The 17,577-nt window shown below is 59.2% G+C and carries 13 protein-coding genes and 1 pseudogene; 10 read left to right on the forward strand and 4 right to left on the reverse strand.

Features of this window, described 5'->3' with window-relative positions; translation table 11 throughout:
* Window positions 1–152: 152 nt before the first annotated feature.
* The 3 genes from Q0601_RS15165 to mltG all read left to right on the forward strand — a co-directional run bounded on the left by Q0601_RS15165 (window position 153) and on the right by mltG (window position 4,467).
* Window positions 153–1,391: a Hint domain-containing protein gene (locus Q0601_RS15165; protein WP_305290711.1), complete on the forward strand. Its 1,239-nt coding sequence runs from the start codon at window positions 153–155 to the stop codon at window positions 1,389–1,391.
* Between the two features lie 632 nt (window positions 1,392–2,023).
* Window positions 2,024–3,286, forward strand: a complete 1,263-nt coding sequence (gene fabF, locus Q0601_RS15170) for a beta-ketoacyl-ACP synthase II (RefSeq protein ID WP_305290712.1) — start codon at window positions 2,024–2,026, stop codon at window positions 3,284–3,286.
* A complete protein-coding gene (gene mltG / locus Q0601_RS15175) occupies window positions 3,286–4,467 on the forward strand; it encodes an endolytic transglycosylase MltG (RefSeq protein ID WP_305290773.1) in 1,182 nt (393 codons plus the stop codon). Before fabF ends, mltG begins: the two co-directional genes overlap by 1 nt.
* 78 nt (window positions 4,468–4,545) lie before the next feature.
* Here the strand turns inward: mltG and Q0601_RS15180 are convergent, their stop codons facing one another.
* Together Q0601_RS15180 and Q0601_RS15185 are read right to left on the reverse strand one after the other, a co-directional pair.
* Window positions 4,546–5,589, reverse strand: coding sequence for a histone deacetylase family protein (locus Q0601_RS15180; protein ID WP_305290713.1), 1,044 nt, complete (start codon window positions 5,587–5,589; stop codon window positions 4,546–4,548).
* A gap of 88 nt (window positions 5,590–5,677) precedes the next feature.
* Window positions 5,678–6,223, reverse strand: coding sequence for a DUF924 family protein (locus Q0601_RS15185; RefSeq protein ID WP_305290714.1), 546 nt, complete (start codon window positions 6,221–6,223; stop codon window positions 5,678–5,680).
* Between the two features lie 275 nt (window positions 6,224–6,498).
* Here Q0601_RS15185 and Q0601_RS15190 point away from each other — a divergent pair, with 275 nt between their 5' ends.
* Together Q0601_RS15190 and Q0601_RS15195 are read left to right on the forward strand one after the other, a co-directional pair.
* On the forward strand, window positions 6,499–7,830 hold the full coding sequence (locus Q0601_RS15190) for a histidine kinase (protein ID WP_305290715.1): 1,332 nt from the start codon (window positions 6,499–6,501) through the stop codon (window positions 7,828–7,830).
* Between the two features lies 1 nt (window position 7,831).
* The gene (locus Q0601_RS15195) at window positions 7,832–8,455 is read left to right on the forward strand and encodes a response regulator (protein WP_305290717.1); all 624 of its coding nucleotides are present in this window, start codon (window positions 7,832–7,834) and stop codon (window positions 8,453–8,455) included.
* Between the two features lie 396 nt (window positions 8,456–8,851).
* Here Q0601_RS15195 and Q0601_RS15205 read toward each other — a convergent pair.
* Together Q0601_RS15205 and Q0601_RS15210 are read right to left on the reverse strand one after the other, a co-directional pair.
* Window positions 8,852–10,414, reverse strand: a pseudogene (locus tag Q0601_RS15205) (alanine/glycine:cation symporter family protein); the annotation flags it as partial.
* 19 nt (window positions 10,415–10,433) lie between these two features.
* The gene (locus Q0601_RS15210) at window positions 10,434–10,868 is read right to left on the reverse strand and encodes a universal stress protein (protein WP_119751272.1); all 435 of its coding nucleotides are present in this window, start codon (window positions 10,866–10,868) and stop codon (window positions 10,434–10,436) included.
* A gap of 395 nt (window positions 10,869–11,263) precedes the next feature.
* On the opposite strand from Q0601_RS15210, the gene Q0601_RS15215 reads away from it, so the two are divergent.
* From Q0601_RS15215 to mrdA, 5 genes are all read left to right on the forward strand, one after another.
* Entirely contained in the window at window positions 11,264–12,826 is a 1,563-nt protein-coding gene (locus tag Q0601_RS15215; protein ID WP_305290718.1) for a 2-isopropylmalate synthase, read from the forward strand.
* Between the two features lie 273 nt (window positions 12,827–13,099).
* Window positions 13,100–14,134 (forward strand): rod shape-determining protein, encoded by a 1,035-nt coding sequence (locus Q0601_RS15220; protein WP_119751270.1) that lies wholly within the window; start codon window positions 13,100–13,102, stop codon window positions 14,132–14,134.
* A gap of 22 nt (window positions 14,135–14,156) precedes the next feature.
* On the forward strand, window positions 14,157–15,098 hold the full coding sequence (mreC, locus tag Q0601_RS15225; protein WP_305290719.1) for a rod shape-determining protein MreC: 942 nt from the start codon (window positions 14,157–14,159) through the stop codon (window positions 15,096–15,098).
* The gene (locus Q0601_RS15230) at window positions 15,095–15,634 is read left to right on the forward strand and encodes a rod shape-determining protein MreD (RefSeq protein ID WP_305290720.1); all 540 of its coding nucleotides are present in this window, start codon (window positions 15,095–15,097) and stop codon (window positions 15,632–15,634) included. The genes mreC and Q0601_RS15230 overlap by 4 nt, the downstream gene beginning before the upstream one ends.
* Entirely contained in the window at window positions 15,631–17,577 is a 1,947-nt protein-coding gene (gene mrdA, locus Q0601_RS15235) for a penicillin-binding protein 2 (RefSeq protein WP_305290721.1), read from the forward strand. Before Q0601_RS15230 ends, mrdA begins: the two co-directional genes overlap by 4 nt.

Genomic DNA, 17,577 nt, shown 5'->3' on the forward strand with positions numbered 1-17,577 from the left:
CGATTCTGTGCCAGGTTGTGTTTGCTTGACTGTTAACCACGATTGTGATTTTCGCGTGCTGCTGTGTCAGCATTTTGTGCGACGGGAATCGTCATGTGATCCGAGTAGCGGGCGGTTTCCGAGTAATCGCGTTAACCAGTGGAGGAGTCGCCATGTCAGGCAATCATTTCCTGCTCACCATGACCGCATTCGAACGGCAGGTGGAGCCCAACCCATCTTATCCAACAGAATATAGCACCTTCAAGTTCAGGGCCGATTGGGAAAGCGAAACCGTCGAGGTGACTGCAGATGCAGCCGGTACCGAGACGCGTCTGCCTTATACCAATGATCCGGCAAATCCTTATAATAATACCGGTGAACAGGATCCGCACGAATACAATAACGTGCCGGTCTATGTCGAAGGCGAACAATATCTCGCCCATAATATCAAATATGAGGATACGGGCAATCAGGCCCCCTATTATACCGCAGGGGGTGGAACGAATTACATGTTCGTGACCTTCGACGATGGCGAACGGGTTTATATTCCCGGAACCTGGCAGTTTGCGATTGTGCGCCCTGCATCGGGTGGTCCCGAGGAATTGTTGATCCAGTATTCGCAGGATTTCATGGATAATCTTGGCGCGTCGATGGCTGAACACGGTCAGCCGGTCAATATCGATGCCGGATATACCTCCTATGACGGAGAGTTTCCGCTGAATGGCGGCAGAGGCGCACTGCTAGCGTCGACCGTCATGGATTCGGATGGCGGAGCGCCTTTTCCCTGCTTTGTTCGGGGAACGCTGATCGAGACGGATCGTGGTGCGGTGGCGATTGAAAAACTGCGCGTGGGTGATCTGGTTTTTACCTGCGATCACGGGTTGCAGCCGGTCCGGTGGATCGGCTCGCGCAAATTGTCCGCTGACGAGTTGCAGAGAATGCCCCGGATGCAGCCGATCCGTATTCGCCGGGATGCTTTGGGTCAAAACCGCCCGTCATGCGATCTTCTGGTCAGCCCGCAGCATCGCATGCTTGTCCGCTCAAAGATCGCGCAGCGCATGTTCGGCGCGCTGGAGGTTCTGGTCGCCGCCAAGCATCTGCTGGAAATTGACGGGATCGAGGTTGCCGGGGACATCGGGGATGTCGAATATTTTCACATGCTGTTCGACCGTCATGAGGTCATCCTGGCTAATGGTGCCGAGACAGAGAGCCTTTACACCGGCCCTGAAGCGCTGCAAACACTGGGCAAGGCTGCAAGAGAGGAAATATTCAGCCTGTTTCCTGAATTGGGCGATATACAGGTTACCGGCGCAGCCCCGGCCACCGTGCGTCCGCTGAGCAATGGCAGAGCGGGGCGCAAACTTGGTATGCGCCATGCGCGCAACAAACAGCCCGTTCTGGCGGATAGATAGTCGAAATCGGGCGGTCATCGACAGGGCTGATAGAAGCAACCTGCTCCTCTCGAAGCTCGCGGCATTTTTTCTTAACAAACAGATAGCTGACATCTATATCGACATGACCGTCTCAGGCGGTGATCGGGATGGCGATAAAGGGTTCAGGATTGCGCAGGGTTTTCGGAGCTATTTTGGCGCTGCTGGGCGCGGCCGGAGCGCTTGTGGTCACGGCGGGATATTACATGCTGCTGGCATATGCTTGCGGGATGGCTACCGCAGGTTGCAAGACGCCCGCCGATCGGTTGTTTTTCAGAGCTGTTACATCTGCCGAAGGGTGGCCCTACTGGGCCATTATCGCGATTTGCGCCTTGCTGATCTGGTTGGGGATACGGCTGTTCCGACATGTGCCCCCCGCTCCGCTTTCACCAGCCGAGAGGGTTGATCCTCCGATACTGGGCAGGCGTCCAGAATAGGAGGGACCCCCCCGGCGCGCCTTTGCAGTTTGCCTGATGTTGCAATGGCATATTTCGACCTTCCCGCCGGAGGTGATGCCGGCAGACCTGTTGAACCCACCTGATGAACTGGCGTTGCGCGTTTCACTGCCCGCGTGTATCAGGTCGGGAATGTGAATTTGCTTGAAGGATATCCGCATGCGCAGGGTTGTTGTCACCGGTCTTGGAATGGTCACGCCACTGGCCTCGGGCGTCGACGCGACATGGGAACGGCTTCTGGCGGGTCAATCCGGCGCCGGGCCGATCACGCGTTTTGATCCTTCTGAGGTGGTGACGAAATACGCCTGTGAAATTCCGTTCGGCGATGGCAGCGACGGCACGTTCAATCCCGATGACTGGATGTCGCCCAAAGATCGGCGCAAGGTGGATGATTTCATTCTTTACGGCATGGCTGCCGCAGAGCAAGCGGTTAAAGACGCCGGCTGGGAGCCTGAAGGTGAAGAGGAAAGGTTGCGCACCGGAGTCATGATCGGTTCGGGTATTGGTGGGCTGACCTCGATCGCCGAGACGGCTGTACTGATCAAAGAGCGCGGACCCAAGCGCGTGTCGCCCTTCTTCATTCCCGGGGCATTGATCAACCTGATTTCGGGGCAGGTCTCGATCCGTTACGGTTTCAAGGGGCCGAACCACGCGGTGGTGACGGCTTGTTCGACGGGTGCGCATGCCATTGGCGATGCGTCCCGGCTGATCATGCTGGGAGATGCGGATGTCATGATTGCAGGCGGAGCCGAAGCGCCGATCAGCGAGATCGGGATCGCCGGCTTCAATGCCTGCAAGGCTCTGTCGACCAAGCGCACCGATGATCCGCAGGCCGCCAGCCGTCCCTATGATCAGGACCGTGACGGATTCGTGATGGGCGAGGGTGCAGGCGTCGTCGTGCTGGAGGAATATGAACATGCCAGGGCACGCGGCGCAAAGATCTATGCCGAGGTGATCGGCTACGGTCTGTCGGGCGATGCCTATCATATTACCGCCCCTGCCGAGGATGGCGATGGCGGCTACAGGGCGATGCAGAACGCGCTGCGTTCGGCCGGAATCGGCGCGGATCAGATCGATTATATCAATGCGCATGGCACCAGTACCATGGCCGATACTATCGAACTGGGCGCGGTCGAACGGTTGATGGGCGATGCGGCCAAGGGCGCGGTCATGTCTTCGACCAAGTCGAGCATCGGGCATCTTCTTGGTGCTGCCGGAGCGGTCGAGGCGATTTTCTGCGTGCTGGCGATCCGCGACCAGATTTGCCCGCCGACGATCAATCTGGACAACCCGGCGGTAGAGCCCAAGCTGGATCTTGCTGCCAACGCGGCTGTTCGCCGGAAAGTGAACATCGCGCTGTCGAACTCCTTCGGCTTTGGTGGCACCAATGCGTCGCTGGTGCTGAGGAGTGTTGATGGATGATCTGGCGCAATATCGCCTCGAACTTTTTCACGCTGCTGGTCGTGCTTCTGGTCGTGCTTGCGGGCGCGGTGGCATGGGCCAAGCGTGAATTCAGCGGTACCGGGCCCAGCGAGATCGCGCAATGCGTCCAGATCGCGCCCGGCGCGAGCCTGAATGCGGTCAGCAAGCAGTTGGCCGAACAGGGCGCGATTTCAAGCGCCTATATCTTCCGTGCAGGCGCCGATTACATGGAGAAGTCGCGTGACTTGCGCTTTGGCAGTTATCTGATGCCCCCGCGCGCCAGCATGGAAGATATCGTGGAAACGATTACCCGCGGTGGTCCCTCGACCTGCGGCACCGAGGTGATTCTGCGCATCGGTGTGCGCGAGAACACGATACTTCTGCGCGATATCAATCCCGAAACCGGCGCCTATGAAGAGCGGGACCGGTATGATCCGGGTAAGGGCGATGCGCCGGAAGCGATTATTGCCGCGCAGGAAAAGGAAGATTCCCGGATACGCATGACCCTGGCCGAAGGGGCCACGAGTTGGCAGGTTGTCCAGGGGCTGAAAGGCGCCGGATTCCTGTCGGGTGAGATTGACGAAATACCCGATGAGGGCAGTCTTGCCCCGGATACTTACGAGATCGAGAAGAACGAAGATCGTGAGGCGCTTCTGACCAGAATGGCCCAGCGTCAGGCCACGATCCTTGCCGAGGAATGGGAGGCGCGTCCTTTCGGCCTGCCATACGAAACCCCGCAAGACGCGCTGATCATGGCCTCTATCGTCGAGAAGGAAACCGGGGTCCCGGACGAAAGGCCACAGGTTGCAAGCGTCTTTGTCAACCGGTTGGAACAGGGAATGCGTCTCGAAACCGATCCGACGGTAATCTATGGCATTACCGGAGGCGAGGGCGTGCTGGATCGGGGATTGCGGCGTTCGGAACTGAACCAGACGACACCGTATAATACCTATCGCGTCGACGGATTGCCACCTACGCCAATCGCCAATCCGGGCCGCGCCTCGATCAGGGCGGCACTGAATCCGGCCGAGACGGATTATCTTTTCTTCGTGGCAGACGGTTCGGGCGGACATGCATTCGGACGCACTCTGGAAGAGCACGAGGCCAATGTCGCCCGCTGGCGCGAGATCGAGCGGCAAAGAGGCCAGTCGACGGATAGCCCGGTTCAGGGCGGCGGATGACGCTGGGAATGGTGGTGCTGCCTCATCTGAGCGAGGCAGCTTTTTGGGCTGTCCAAAGATGGCAGAAACGCTGACAGGTCAGCGGGTCTGTCTTGCCCCGATCCAGCCGGCGAGAAAGGCGTGGATGTTTTCCGTCAGGTCGTCGGACAGATATCCGCCCTCCTGAACCATCACGGTCGGCAATCCAGCCTCCGCGATCAGTTTGGCGGCGCGCCCGAATCCTCCGGTCGTGACCGACAGGCCGCGCAGGGGATCATTTTCATGCGCGTCCAGCCCAAGCGCAAGAACCATCGCGCCGGGATTGAATTCCCCGATCCGGTTCAATCCTGACGAGATTGCGGCAAGCCAGTCCTCGTCTCCCTGTCCCTTTGGCAGTGGCAGATTGAGATTGCAGCCTTCTCCTGCTGCGCGTCCGGTCTCATGTGCATAGCCAAGATAGAAGGGATAGAAATCTTCGGGCGAGGCGTGAATGGATACTGTCAGGACATCCGCCCGGTCGTAGAAAATCTCCTGCGTGCCATTGCCGTGATGCACGTCGATATCAAGGATAGCCACCCGATCGTGCTGCTCAAGCAGGGTCTGCGCGGCGATGGCCGAATTGTTGAGGAAACAATGCCCAGCCGCAGTATCCGCATCGGCGTGATGACCCGGCGGCCGGCAAAGCGCATAGGCGGAATCCGCGCCGTCCATCACCGCGCCCGCCGCTGCAAGCGCCGTGTCGACGCCGCGTATCGCCGCCGCCCATGTGTCGCGCCCGATCGGGCAAGCCGTATCGGACATATGCCATCCGGCGCGGCCGACAATGCCTTCGGGATAGGTTTGCGTGGATTTCTGGGGATGCAGATTGGCGACCACTTCAGCCCCCGCACCGGGAAAACTCTGCCATTCTTCCCAACAATTCTCCAGAAAATGCAGATAGTTCGGTGTATGTATCGCGCGCATTGCGGCACGGTCGGATTCAGGGGGCGCCTGGGGCTTCAACCCCAGCCGCGCCAGCCCGGCCAGAAGACGGTCGGCCCGCTCGGGCAGTTCCTTGTTGGGGGAAGGCGCACCGCGCAGCATCCAGAAGCGCGGATCATGTGCCGCCGTTTCAGAGGCATAGAAGCAGGGCAGGGTGGTCATCGGCATTCCTTTCCGTTCATCTGTTTCCAGCCTGGATCAGAAGAGACCGGAATGCCCGATCCCGGTCCTGGCATCTCGCGCGCGTCAGTCAGAAACCGCTATGGGTTTTCAGAAATTCGGTTTCGTCATCCGTATTCTCGCGGCTCAGTATTGCGTTGCGATGCGGAAAGCGGCCGAAACGCTGAATAATATCGTGGTGATCGCGGGCGAAATGCAGGGAATTGGCATTGCCCAGCGCTTCGTACAGTTTGACCGATTTCTCTTGATCCGCCAGTTCCTCGCTATGCATGAACGGAAGATAGAAGAATGCGCGCGCGGTCTCGTCGCATTCCTGATCGAAACCCTGCTCCAATGCGTGACGGGCATGGCCAAGCGCCAGATCGTTGCTTTCGAATGACCGGGCATTGCCGCGGAACATATTGCGCGGAAACTGATCGAGCGTGATGACAAGCGCCAGCGCATCCTGCGCATTCGCCCCCCAGTGATCCAGACGCCCGGCATGAGCGGCCTCGTAAGTGGGGGTGAAAAGCTGGATGATCTGGCGGTCGATTTCGTCGGATTTCTGAAACCAGTAAGGTCTCATCCCGTCTGAGAACCAGAAGTCGTGAACATCTTGCGGGGTTTTGACAGTCATGGCGATTCCCTTGATTGGTTGCGTGCAAGCAGCATGTTACGCTGCATCCCGTATCGTATCGGACGGTGACGTCACCGAATGACGGCTTGACGATCTACCGGCATTCCGGGTCCGGATCACATCACTTTGCATGATCCGGACAGGAAATTACAGACACGTTGTCTGACTGCGCGGGCAACGGCTGAAACCCGGTGGCGCCTGTGAAAAGCGGTCTCGGATCCGGTGCGTTGAATATCGGCATGGACGCCGCCATTTGCTTGCGTCAAGCTGCGGCCATGAGCCGTTTGCCCCTTATCACACGCATCTTTCTGGTGATCCTCGCCATGCAGGTCATGTTGTTCGCAGCATTGGCCGCCGCCAATCTGGGCAGCCTGCGAGCGGAAATCGCGCTCGAGACGCGCAAGGGCGCACAGACGGCGCGTTCGCTGGTGCTTGCGACCATCGGGACATTACAAGCCGCGGTGCCGCCCGAAGAATTGATGACGGCGCTGCCTGAACGACTGGTTCCGCCCCGTCATACCAGTATCCTCATTCTTGACCCGCGCGAAGGTGTCATTCGTGAACCGCGGGCGGAAGACGATTCACCTGTTTCGGCGCCTGCTTGGTTCGCCACCCTGGTCGCGCCGGAGTTGCAGGAAACCCGTGTACCCGTCACCGCCGGAGGGCGGCTGCGTGGTTTCGTACATATCGCCACTGACCCCGCGATAGGGATTGCGGATGCTTGGCACAGTATCCGGACGACGCTTGGGCTTGCCGCGCTGGCGGCGGTGGCGCAGGCTTTGCTGATAATTCTGGCCACCAGACATGCGCTGCGCCCCGTTGGTATCATCGCCGCCCGGCTTGAAGATTTGGCCAATGGCGAACTTGATACCCGGATCGGACTCTTGTCCCAACCCGATCTTGTTCCCGTGGCCGAGGGGGTGGACAGGCTTGCCGCAGCCCTTGAACAGGCGCAGGAGGATCGCAGGCGTTTGCAGCGCCGGGTGGTCAGCCGCGGCGACGAAGAGCGGAAGGCCATTGCCCGGGATCTGCATGACGAAATGGGCCCCTGTCTTTTTGGGTTGCGGGTCGAGGCGGATGCCCTGGCCGAAGCTGCCTCGGATCCCGCTATTGCCGAACATGCCAGCGCAATCACCTCGATCGCCGAGGAAATCGCTCGGGTGAATCGCGCGTTGCTGGACGATCTGCGTCCGGGCGCGGTTGGTCAGTTGCCTCTGTCCACGGTTATGTCCGACTATGTGGATGATCTGGAACGGCGTTTTCCCGATATCCATATTCATCTCAATATCGTTTCCGGCTTGCCCGAGCCTGACGAGGCGACCGCATTGACGCTGTTCCGCATATTGCAGGAGGGCACAACCAACGCTTTGCGCCATGCCGAGGCGCAGAATGTGACGATCCGCCTCTGGACCGATCCGGCGCATTGGCGCATGATCCTGAGCGACGATGGCAAAGGCTTCGCCGAAGACAGCCGCGAAGGCACCGGGTTGACCGGTATGCGCGAGCGGATCACCTTGCTGGGCGGGATACTGGAGCTGTCGTCCGGAGATACTGGAACCACGATCAAGGCAAGTCTGCCTCGGGCCTGGGACCGTGTGAGGTCATGATATGAAAAGCGCATTAGTCATTGACGATCATCCGATCACCCATCTCGGTGCCAGCCGGCTGCTGCGCGACCTGGGATATGATCCGGTCGGACAGGCAATGTCTGGCGAGCAAGCGCTGGCACAGCTGGCCGATGGCTCTGCCCCTGCATTGATCGTGCTGGATATCAGCCTGCCCGGAAAGGATGGGCTGGATCTTATCGCTCCTTTGAAAGAGGCAGCTCCGGACGCGCGCATCCTGATCTTCTCGATGAACGATCAGACCGGTTTCGCTGCGCGGGCCCTGCAATCCGGCGCGCATGGCTTCCTGTCGAAAAACGCCCCACCTGCCGAGTTTCGCGATGCCGTACACAGGCTCGAAGCCGGGGAGTTCTATCTGTCGGCCAAGCAGGCCGTTGCGCTTGCGACTTTGCGTGCCGGGGCATCGGCCGATCCGCTGGGCGCATTATCCGATCGCGAACGGCAGGTACTGACATTGATAGGGCGCGGCCTTAGTCTGCAAGCCATCGCGGATGAACTGGGCGTCAGCTACAAGACGGCGGCCAATACGTCTTCTTCTCTCAAGAAGAAACTGGATGTCGACGGGATCAACGGGCTGATGAAATTTGCGCTGGAAAGTGGCGTATAATGCCATATCCGCCCGAGACCTGGGTGACTTTTCATGTGTAAAAACGATCTTGTGGATGCCCGTGGCCTGCTTTGCCCGCTGCCGGTGTTGCGGCTGCGCAAGCGGTTGCTTCCCTTGCCGCAAGGGGCAAGGCTGAGGCTGATCGCGACCGATCCGGCTGCAATAATCGATGTGCCGCATTTCTGCGCGGAAGGCGGGCATCGCTTGCTTGCGACGCGGGAACTGGGTGACGGGGCGCGGGAATATATCGTCGAAAAAGGGGCAATCTGCTCTCTCGGGCGCTAGCGTAAGCCGGGGCAACCAGAGCCTGATCGTTTCCGACGGGCCCCGGATCTGAAAAGGGGGGGGGCGGTACAGCGCCCCCCCCCGGCGCATCGGCTGCCGATGCGGGGAGACGAATATCTTGATTTCAACAGAACCCAGGCGCCCGATATAGCTGTTCATATCCTTCCTGACGATCGGCAGCAGGCAATACAGCGCGATGATATTGGGTATGGCCATTGCGAAAATCGCCGCATCCGAGAAATCAAGCACCGAACCCAGCTGAATCGTCGCTCCCAGAAAGGCGAAGAAGCAGAACAGCAGCTTGTAGATGATTTCCTTGGTTTGACCTTCACCGAACAGATAGGTCCATGCTTTCAGGCCGTAATAGCTCCAGGAAATCATGGTCGAGAAGGCGAACAGCACCACTGCTATGACCAGCAGGTAGCGGAACCAGCTGAAGCTACTGCTGAAGGCGGCGGATGTCAGTTCAACACCGCTGCTGCCATCTACTGTTTTGATCGCGTCGCCCGCTTCGTTCAGAACGAACAGCCCGGTTTCCGGGTCGGAGACAAGCTGGCCGGTGATGATGATGACCAGGGCGGTCATGGTGCAGATAACCACCGTATCGATAAAGGGTTCAAGCAGCGACACGAAACCCTCGGTGACCGGCTCCTTGGTGCGTACCGCCGAATGCGCGATGGCGGCGGAGCCGACGCCCGCCTCGTTCGAGAACGCGGCGCGACGGAAACCCTGGATGAGTGCGCCGATCGCGCCGCCGACGATACCGGTTTCGGTGAAGGCACCGGCGAAGATCTGCGAGAAAGCGGTTCCGATCATATTGTAGTTCATCAGGATGATGATGACCGCGGTCCCGACATACAGGATACCCATGAAGGGCACGACCTTTTCGGTTACCTGTGCGATCGATTTCAACCCGCCGATGATGACAAGAAACACGATGACCGCAAAGAGCAGCCCGGTAATCCAGCCGGGAAAGCTTTCGATTCCGAATGACCCCATCACATTGGCGAGTTGGGCATGGGCCTGATTGGACTGGAACATGTTGCCCCCGCCCCATGAGCCGAGGATACAGAAGATCGCGAACATGATGCCCAGGAATTTACCCCCGGGCAGGCCACGCTCGGCAAAACCCTTGGTCATGTAATACATCGGGCCGCCCGAGACGGTGCCGTCTTCGTATTCATTGCGGTATTTCACGCCCAACGTACATTCCGTGAATTTCGAGGCCATGCCCAGCAGACCCGCCACGATCATCCAGAATGTCGCTCCGGGTCCGCCGATCCCGACGGCGACCGCCACACCGGCGATATTGCCAAGCCCGACAGTGCCGGAAAGCGCGGTCGCGAGCGCCTGGAAATGACTGACCTCGCCCGCATCGTTCGGATCGGAATAATCGCCTTTGACCAGCGCAATGGCATGAGACACCATCCTGAACTGGATAAATCCGAAATAGATCGTGAAGATGGTCGCGCCGATAACCAGCCATCCGACGATCCACGGGATGGAGATCCCTCCGATATCGAAGGAATAGAAGATGATATTGACGAACCATCCCGTTGCGTGGCCGAAATATGTGTCGAACTGTTCTTCGAAACCTTGTGCCAGCGAGGGCGCGGTTCCAGCAATGGTCAACGCAATCGCGGCGAAAAGCAGTTGTGCTGCACGTAATGTCATGATGGAAACTCCTTGCCGTTCAGGGCACAATCGTGACTGGAACCGGGGCGACCTGTGCCAGCGTACCGGCGACCGAGCCGAAGATGCGTGACGACAGTCCCGAATGCCCCATTCTGCCGATCATGATCATGGCGGCATCCTCGGTTTTTGCGATTTGCACGAGCGTTTCGGCAATATGGCCGTATTTCAGGGCCGTCGTGACCGGGACGCCCTGTTCTTCGACCCGCGCCACCATCGGAGCAAGGATTGCCTTCTCGGCGCGCTCCAACTCGTTCTTGCGGCGTTTGTGTCGCTCTGCCAATTCTTCCGGAGTCAGGAAACTGTAGGGAGACCATTCCAGTATATGCGCGATGACGATGCCGTCGCCCTGCGCCTTGGCGCGGGTGATGGCGAAATCCAGGGCACGCTGGGATGCCGGACTTCCGTCAAAACCAACGATGATTTTGCGTGACATTTTACCTCCTGATAATATTTATCATTATTGTTGATGAATTGAGGATAGGCCGGGGAAAGGCATTGGGGCCAGCAAAAATGTAACGGTTAAGTGAAAACGTGCCGGTCCGGGCGATCGGTAAGCAGTTGGATGCCGCAAGGGATATGGCTCAATGCTGGATGACCCGCCGGATGAGATGCTTTTTTCCTCTTTTCAAACCGGAATCTTGGCGGCATATTCTGCCGCATGACTCGGAAACGACACATCATCACCGCCTCTGCCGCCCTGTCGGGCGGGTTTCCGGCCGTGAATTTCCGCGGTCTGCTTCTTCTTACGCTGCGCTGAGCGGGTCTCCGGGCCTCCGCTCAGTCTGGTCATCGGCCCGGGTTCCTGAAACTCAAGCGTAAGAGACGACCATGACCGATCAGAATCGTGTTTATATTTTCGACACCACCCTGCGCGACGGTGAACAATCGCCGGGCGCGACGATGAGCCATGCCGAAAAGCTGGAAATCGCCCAGATGCTGGACGAGATGAAGGTGGATATCATCGAGGCGGGCTTCCCCATAGCGTCCGAGGGCGATTTTGCCGCCGTCAGTGATATCGCAAAACAGGCGCAATACAGCGTCATATGCGGGCTGGCGCGGGCGCAGATCCCCGATATCGATCGCTGCTGGGAGGCGATAAAGCATGCGAAACAGCCGCGAATCCATACCTTTATCGGTACTTCACCGCTGCATCGCGCCATTCCCAATCTGAACCAGGACCAGATGGCCGAACGGATCGAGCAAACCGTGACCCATGCCCGCAACCTGTGCGATAATGTGCAATGGTCACCCATGGATGCGACAAGGACCGAACATGATTACCTGTGCCGGGTGGTCGAAATCGCCATCAGATGTGGTGCGACCACGATCAATATTCCCGATACGGTAGGTTATACCGCCCCGCGCGAAAGCGCCGATCTGATCCGGATGCTGCGGGAACGGGTACCCGGTGCGGATGAGGTGATTTTCGCCACCCATTGCCATAACGATCTGGGCATGGCGACGGCGAACTCGCTGGCGGCCGTCGAGGCGGGCGCGCGGCAGATCGAATGCACGATCAACGGGCTGGGCGAACGTGCGGGGAATACCGCGCTGGAAGAGGTGGTGATGGCGCTGCGGGTACGCAACGACATCATGCCGTACAACACGGATATCGACACGACGAAAATCATGGGCCTGTCGCGCCGGGTTTCCCAGGTTTCGGGCTTTCCGGTGCAGTTCAACAAGGCCATCGTCGGCAAGAACGCCTTCCTGCACGAATCCGGCATCCATCAGGATGGCGTGCTGAAGAATGTCGAGACATTCGAGATCATGAAACCCGCGGATATCGGTCTGAACGCGGCCAATATCGCCATGGGCAAGCATTCGGGCCGAGCCGCCCTGCGTTCGAAGCTGAATGAACTGGGCTACGAGGTGGGTGATAACCAGCTCAAGGATATCTTCGTGCGCTTCAAGGCTTTGGCCGATCGCAAGAAAGAGGTCTATGACGATGATATCGTCGCCCTGGTGCAGGATGCCGCCGCGAATACCGGCGACGACTATCTGCAGGTCAAGCATCTGCGGGTGGTCTGCGGCAGCGATGGCCAGTCGGCCGATCTGACGATGATCGTGGATGGCAAGGAAAAGACGGTTCACGCGACTGGCGACGGGCCGGTGGATGCCTGCTTTAACGCGGTGAAGGATATTTTCCCGCATCAGGCGGTACTGCAGCTGTATCAGGTTCATGCCGTGACCGAAGGCACCGACGCGCAGGCGACCGTCAGTGTGCGGATGGAGGAAGAGGGCCGGATCGTGACCGGGCAATCTGCGGATACCGACACGATCCTTGCCTCGGTCAAGGCCTATGTCGGGGCCCTGAACCGGTTGATTGTAAGGCGCGCGCAGACCGGCAGGGACAGCGACGCGAAACAGATCAGCATGTATTCGCATTAATCACGTGCGGGCCGGGGGCCGGAACCTCGGTCCGCAATTTGTTTGCAAATTATTAACCCTGAATCCGGTTAATGCCGTGCCATATGCGGATGCGCGAATCAGGCTGACTTCTTTGACAAGTTACGTCAGACTGCTGCAACGGGGCTTTCGTCACCTGCAATAGGCCTCTATATGGGGCGACGCTTCTTTATCCCGTGCGATTCCACGGGCAGGGCGGTAGTGGCGGTAAAAATGGGGCAGGGCCGGAAAAACCGGCGCGAAAGGAAGACAGGCATGGCATTCGGGGGATTGTTTTCGACCGATATCGCAATCGACCTTGGAACAGCGAATACGCTGATTTACGTCAAGGGCAAAGGGATCATTCTGAACGAGCCCTCGGTCGTTTCATATCACGTCAAAGATGGAAAGCGGCAGGTTCTGGCCGTGGGCGAGGACGCCAAACTGATGCTGGGCCGGACGCCGGGCAGCATCGAAGCGATCCGGCCCATGCGTGAAGGTGTGATTGCCGATTTCGACAGCGCCGAGCAGATGATCAAGCATTTCATCAAGAAAGTGTTCAAGCGCACGACCTTCTCGAAGCCCAAGATCATCGTTTGCGTGCCTCATGGCGCGACCCCGGTGGAAAAGCGGGCGATCCGGCAGTCGGTTCTGTCCGCGGGGGCGCGAAAGGCCGGCCTGATCGCGGAACCCATCGCCGCTGCCATCGGTGCGGGCATGCCGATCACTGAACCGACCGGCAGCATGGTCGTCGATATTGGTGGCGGCACGACCGAAGTTGCGGTTCTGTCGCTGGGCGATGTGGTCTATGCGCGCTCGGTTCGGATCGGTGGCGACCGGATGGACGAGTCGATCATCAATTACCTGCGCCGCAACCAGAACCTTCTGATCGGCGACTCGACGGCCGAGCGCATCAAGACTTCGATCGGGACGGCGCGGATGCCGGATGACGGCAGGGGGGCAACGCTGATGGTGCGTGGCCGCGATTTGCTGAACGGAATCCCGAAGGAAATCGAGATCAGCCAGGCGATGATCGCCGAAGCCCTGACCGAGCCGATGCAGTCGATCTGCGAAGCGGTGATGGTTGCGCTTGAATCCACACCTCCGGATCTGGCGGCGGATATTGTTGATCGCGGCGTGATCCTGACGGGCGGCGGCGCGATGTTGGGTGAGTTGGATCTGGCGCTGCGCGAGCAGACCGGCCTGTCAATAAGCCTTGCCGATCAGCCGATGAGCTGCGTGGCGCTGGGCACGGGCAAGGCATTGGAATATGAAAAACAACTGCGTCATGTGATAGACTACGAAAGCTGAAACATTGGCGCGGAGGCGCTGAATGGCGCAGAAGGGACCGGATTTCGTCACACCCATTCGCCGCGTTCTGATCGCGCTGATGGCGATTGCGCTGATCGGTCTTTTTCTGTTCTGGCGGATCGACAGCCCGCGCGCCGAGAGGATGCGAACCACTCTGGTGGATCGGATCGTGCCCGGTTTCGAATGGGCAATGGTGCCGGTCACGCGTGTCAGCGAGATGGTAGCGGGGTTCCAGTCCTATGCGCGGCTTTATGAACAGAACCAGGAATTGCGCCGGGAGCTGAGAAAAGCCGCAGAATGGAAGGAAGCGGCAGTCACCCTGCAAGAGGAAAACTCCAAGCTTCTGGCGCTTAACGAGGTGCGGATCGATCCGGCCCTGACCAGTGTGACCGGGGTCGTCATGGTGGATTCGGGATCGGCCTTCCGGCAATCGGTGCTGCTGAATGTCGGCACGCGCGACGGGATCATCGACGGTTGGGCAACAATGGACGGCCTGGGGCTGGTGGGACGGATTTCGGGTATCGGGCAGCGAACCAGCCGGGTTATGTTGCTGACCGATCCTTCATCGCGGCTGCCCGTGACGATCCAGCCCTCCGGGGTGCATGCCCTGCTTGTGGGGGATAACAGTTCTTACCCTTTGCTGGAATTCATCGAACAGCCCGATAACGTCCGTGCCGGCGACAGGGCCGTGACCTCTGGCGATGGCGGCGTTTTCCCTTCGGGATTGCTGGTCGGTCAGGTCGCTCAGGGCGCCGATGGCCGAACACGGCTGCGGCTGGCTGCGGATTACGGGCGACTGGAGTTTTTGCGGGTCATTCGCTCACATCCGGAAGAGCAGATGAATGATGCCGGTGCGCTGGTCCTGCCCGGAAACGAGCCGGCGCCCATGGGACCGAACTGGCCCGGGCCTGCACCCATTGACGATTTGAACGCGGAATTGCAGCCGGACGGATCCGGGCAGTGATCGAGAATATGCGCAAACAGATCCTGATAGGTTCGGGTCTGTTCATCCTTTGCCAGCTTGTGATCCTGTTCGCCCGGCTGATGCCGCTTCGGGCGGGGGACATCGGTCAGCCGGGCCCCGATCTGGCCATCTGTCTGTTATTCGCCTGGCTCTTGCGCCGCCCGGATCAGCTTGCGGCGGTGGCCATCGCCGGGGTTTTCCTGCTTGAAGATATCCTGCTGCTTCGTCCTTTGGGCCTTTGGGCCGCAATTGTTCTTTTGGCAAGCGAGTATACACGCTCGCGTGAGGCGCGTTGGCGGGATCAGCCGTTTATGATTGAATGGCTGCGGGTCTCGATCATGATCGGGGTGATGATGCTGGGATATCGTGTGTTGCAGTTGGTTTTCGTTCTTCCCGTCCCTTCGCTGACCAAAATCGCATTGCAATATATTCAGACTGTCGGATTCTATCCGCTGGTGGTCCTGGGATCACGCTGGCTGCTTGGATTGCGCCGTATCACCGCAGTCGATGCCGAGATGATGAGACATAACCGATGACGAAATCGCCGCGCGATGCCATGAAGAACAGTCGCCGTATGGTCCGCAGAGGGCTTTTGCTGGGCGGCATTCAGCTTGGCGTGGTGATGACATTGGGACTCCGGCTGCATGGGATGCAGATCAAGCATGCCGATGAATACCGGATGCTGTCGGACGGAAACTCGATCAAGATCCGGCTGCTGCCACCCGCCCGTGGTCTGATTCATGATCGCAAGGGCGTTCTGATTGCCGGAAACGAACAGAATTATCGCGTGACCCTGACCCGCGAAGAGGCCGGCGGTGATGTCGAGTCTGTTCTGCGACGGCTATCGAAGCTGATACCGATGAGCGAAGCGCGCATGGAGGAATTGCTGAAGGAATTCTCCAAGGAAAGGGCCATCACGCCGATCGTGCTGGCTGACAGATTGACATGGGAAGAGTTCAGTTCGATCGCCGTGAATGCGCCCGCACTACCCGGTGTGACGCCGGAATCGGGATTATCGCGTTATTATCCGCGTTCGTATGATCTGGCGCATGTTCTGGGCTATGTCAGCCGCGTGTCGGATTACGACCTGTCCAGGATCGAGAACCCCGAGCCGGTCCTGATGTTGCCCGAGTTCCAGATCGGCAAGCTTGGAGTCGAGGCCAAGATGGAGGACGTCTTGCGCGGCACTGCGGGTCAGCGGCGGGTCGAGGTCAATAACTCGGGGCGCGAGATGCGCGAACTCAGCCGGAAAGAGGGGCAGCAGGGTGGCACGCTGCAACTGACCATCGATGCGGGGCTGCAGAATTATGCGGAGCAGCGCCTTGGCACTGAAAGCGCCGCTGCGGTGGTCATCGATGTGCAGACCGGCGAACTGCTGTGCCTGTGTTCCTCGCCGAGTTTCGATCCCAACAAATTCGTGCGCGGGATCTCCTCGAAGGACTACACATCGCTATTGGAACATAATCACAGGCCGCTGGCCGACAAGACCGTGCAGGGCGTCTATCCTCCGGGCTCGACCTTCAAGCTGGCGACTCTGCTTGCCGGGCTTGAAGCGGGGGTCATCAATGGCGGTTCGCGCTTTTTCTGCCCGGGATATCTTGAAGTCGGAGGGCGGCGGTTTCACTGCTGGCGGCGCGGCGGGCATGGGCAAATGGACGCCATCCAAAGCCTCGAACACAGCTGCGACGTTTATTACTACGAACTCGCGCAACGTGTCGGCATCGACCGTATTGCCGAAATGGCGCGCAAGCTTGGGGTCGGCGTAAGGCACGAACTGCCCTTGTCGGCAATCGCGCAGGGCATCGCGCCCGATCGTGCGTGGAAGCGCGAAAAATACGATCAGGAATGGCAGATCGGCGATAGTTTGAATGCCTCGATCGGGCAGGGTTTCGTGCTGGCCTCGCCTTTGCAGCTTGCGGTGATGACCGCGCGGGTGGCGACCGGTAAATTGATCGAGCCGCGATTGATCCGCGCGATCGACGGGGTGCCGCAATTGCACGAGGAGCTTCCTGACCTTGGTGTCGATCCCCGAAATCTGAAGCTGGTACAGGCCGGGATGGATGCGGTCATGAATTCCGCCCGCGGCACGGCCCGCAGTGCCCGCATCGTTGCGGAAGAATGGCGTATGGCCGGAAAAACCGGCACCAGTCAGGTACGGAACATCACTGCGGCCGAACGTGCCCGGGGCGTGGTCTCGAACGAACAACTGCCCTGGGAACGGCGCGATCATGCGTTGTTTGTCTGTTTCGCACCCTATGAGGCGCCGCGCTATGCCGTTTCCGTCGTGGTAGAGCATGGCGGTGGAGGATCGGCGGTCGCCGCGCCGATTGCCCGTGATATTCTTCTGTTCACATTGGCGGGCGGTTTGCCGCCACTGACTGCGGTGCCCGAAGCGCAGCGTGGCGAAATGGAAGCCCGGCACAACGCCATGAAACTTTATAGCCCTCAGCCGCCCAAGCAGGGGCGGTCGCAGGCCTGA

It is taken from the genome of Paracoccus wurundjeri (assembly GCF_030678915.1).
Taxonomy (GTDB): domain Bacteria; phylum Pseudomonadota; class Alphaproteobacteria; order Rhodobacterales; family Rhodobacteraceae; genus Paracoccus; species Paracoccus onubensis_A.

Coding starts and splice junctions, on each gene's coding strand:
- Q0601_RS15215 (WP_305290718.1), top strand. CDS start 11,264: ATGACCGATCAGAATCGTGTTTATATTTTCGACACCACCCTGCGCGAC.
- Q0601_RS15195 (WP_305290717.1), top strand. CDS start 7,832: ATGAAAAGCGCATTAGTCATTGACGATCATCCGATCACCCATCTCGGT.
- Q0601_RS15210 (WP_119751272.1), bottom strand. CDS start 10,868: ATGTCACGCAAAATCATCGTTGGTTTTGACGGAAGTCCGGCATCCCAG.
- Q0601_RS15190 (WP_305290715.1), top strand. CDS start 6,499: ATGAGCCGTTTGCCCCTTATCACACGCATCTTTCTGGTGATCCTCGCC.
- mrdA (WP_305290721.1), top strand. CDS start 15,631: ATGACGAAATCGCCGCGCGATGCCATGAAGAACAGTCGCCGTATGGTC.
- Q0601_RS15165 (WP_305290711.1), top strand. CDS start 153: ATGTCAGGCAATCATTTCCTGCTCACCATGACCGCATTCGAACGGCAG.
- mreC (WP_305290719.1), top strand. CDS start 14,157: ATGGCGCAGAAGGGACCGGATTTCGTCACACCCATTCGCCGCGTTCTG.
- Q0601_RS15180 (WP_305290713.1), bottom strand. CDS start 5,589: ATGACCACCCTGCCCTGCTTCTATGCCTCTGAAACGGCGGCACATGAT.
- fabF (WP_305290712.1), top strand. CDS start 2,024: ATGCGCAGGGTTGTTGTCACCGGTCTTGGAATGGTCACGCCACTGGCC.
- Q0601_RS15185 (WP_305290714.1), bottom strand. CDS start 6,223: ATGACTGTCAAAACCCCGCAAGATGTTCACGACTTCTGGTTCTCAGAC.
- Q0601_RS15220 (WP_119751270.1), top strand. CDS start 13,100: ATGGCATTCGGGGGATTGTTTTCGACCGATATCGCAATCGACCTTGGA.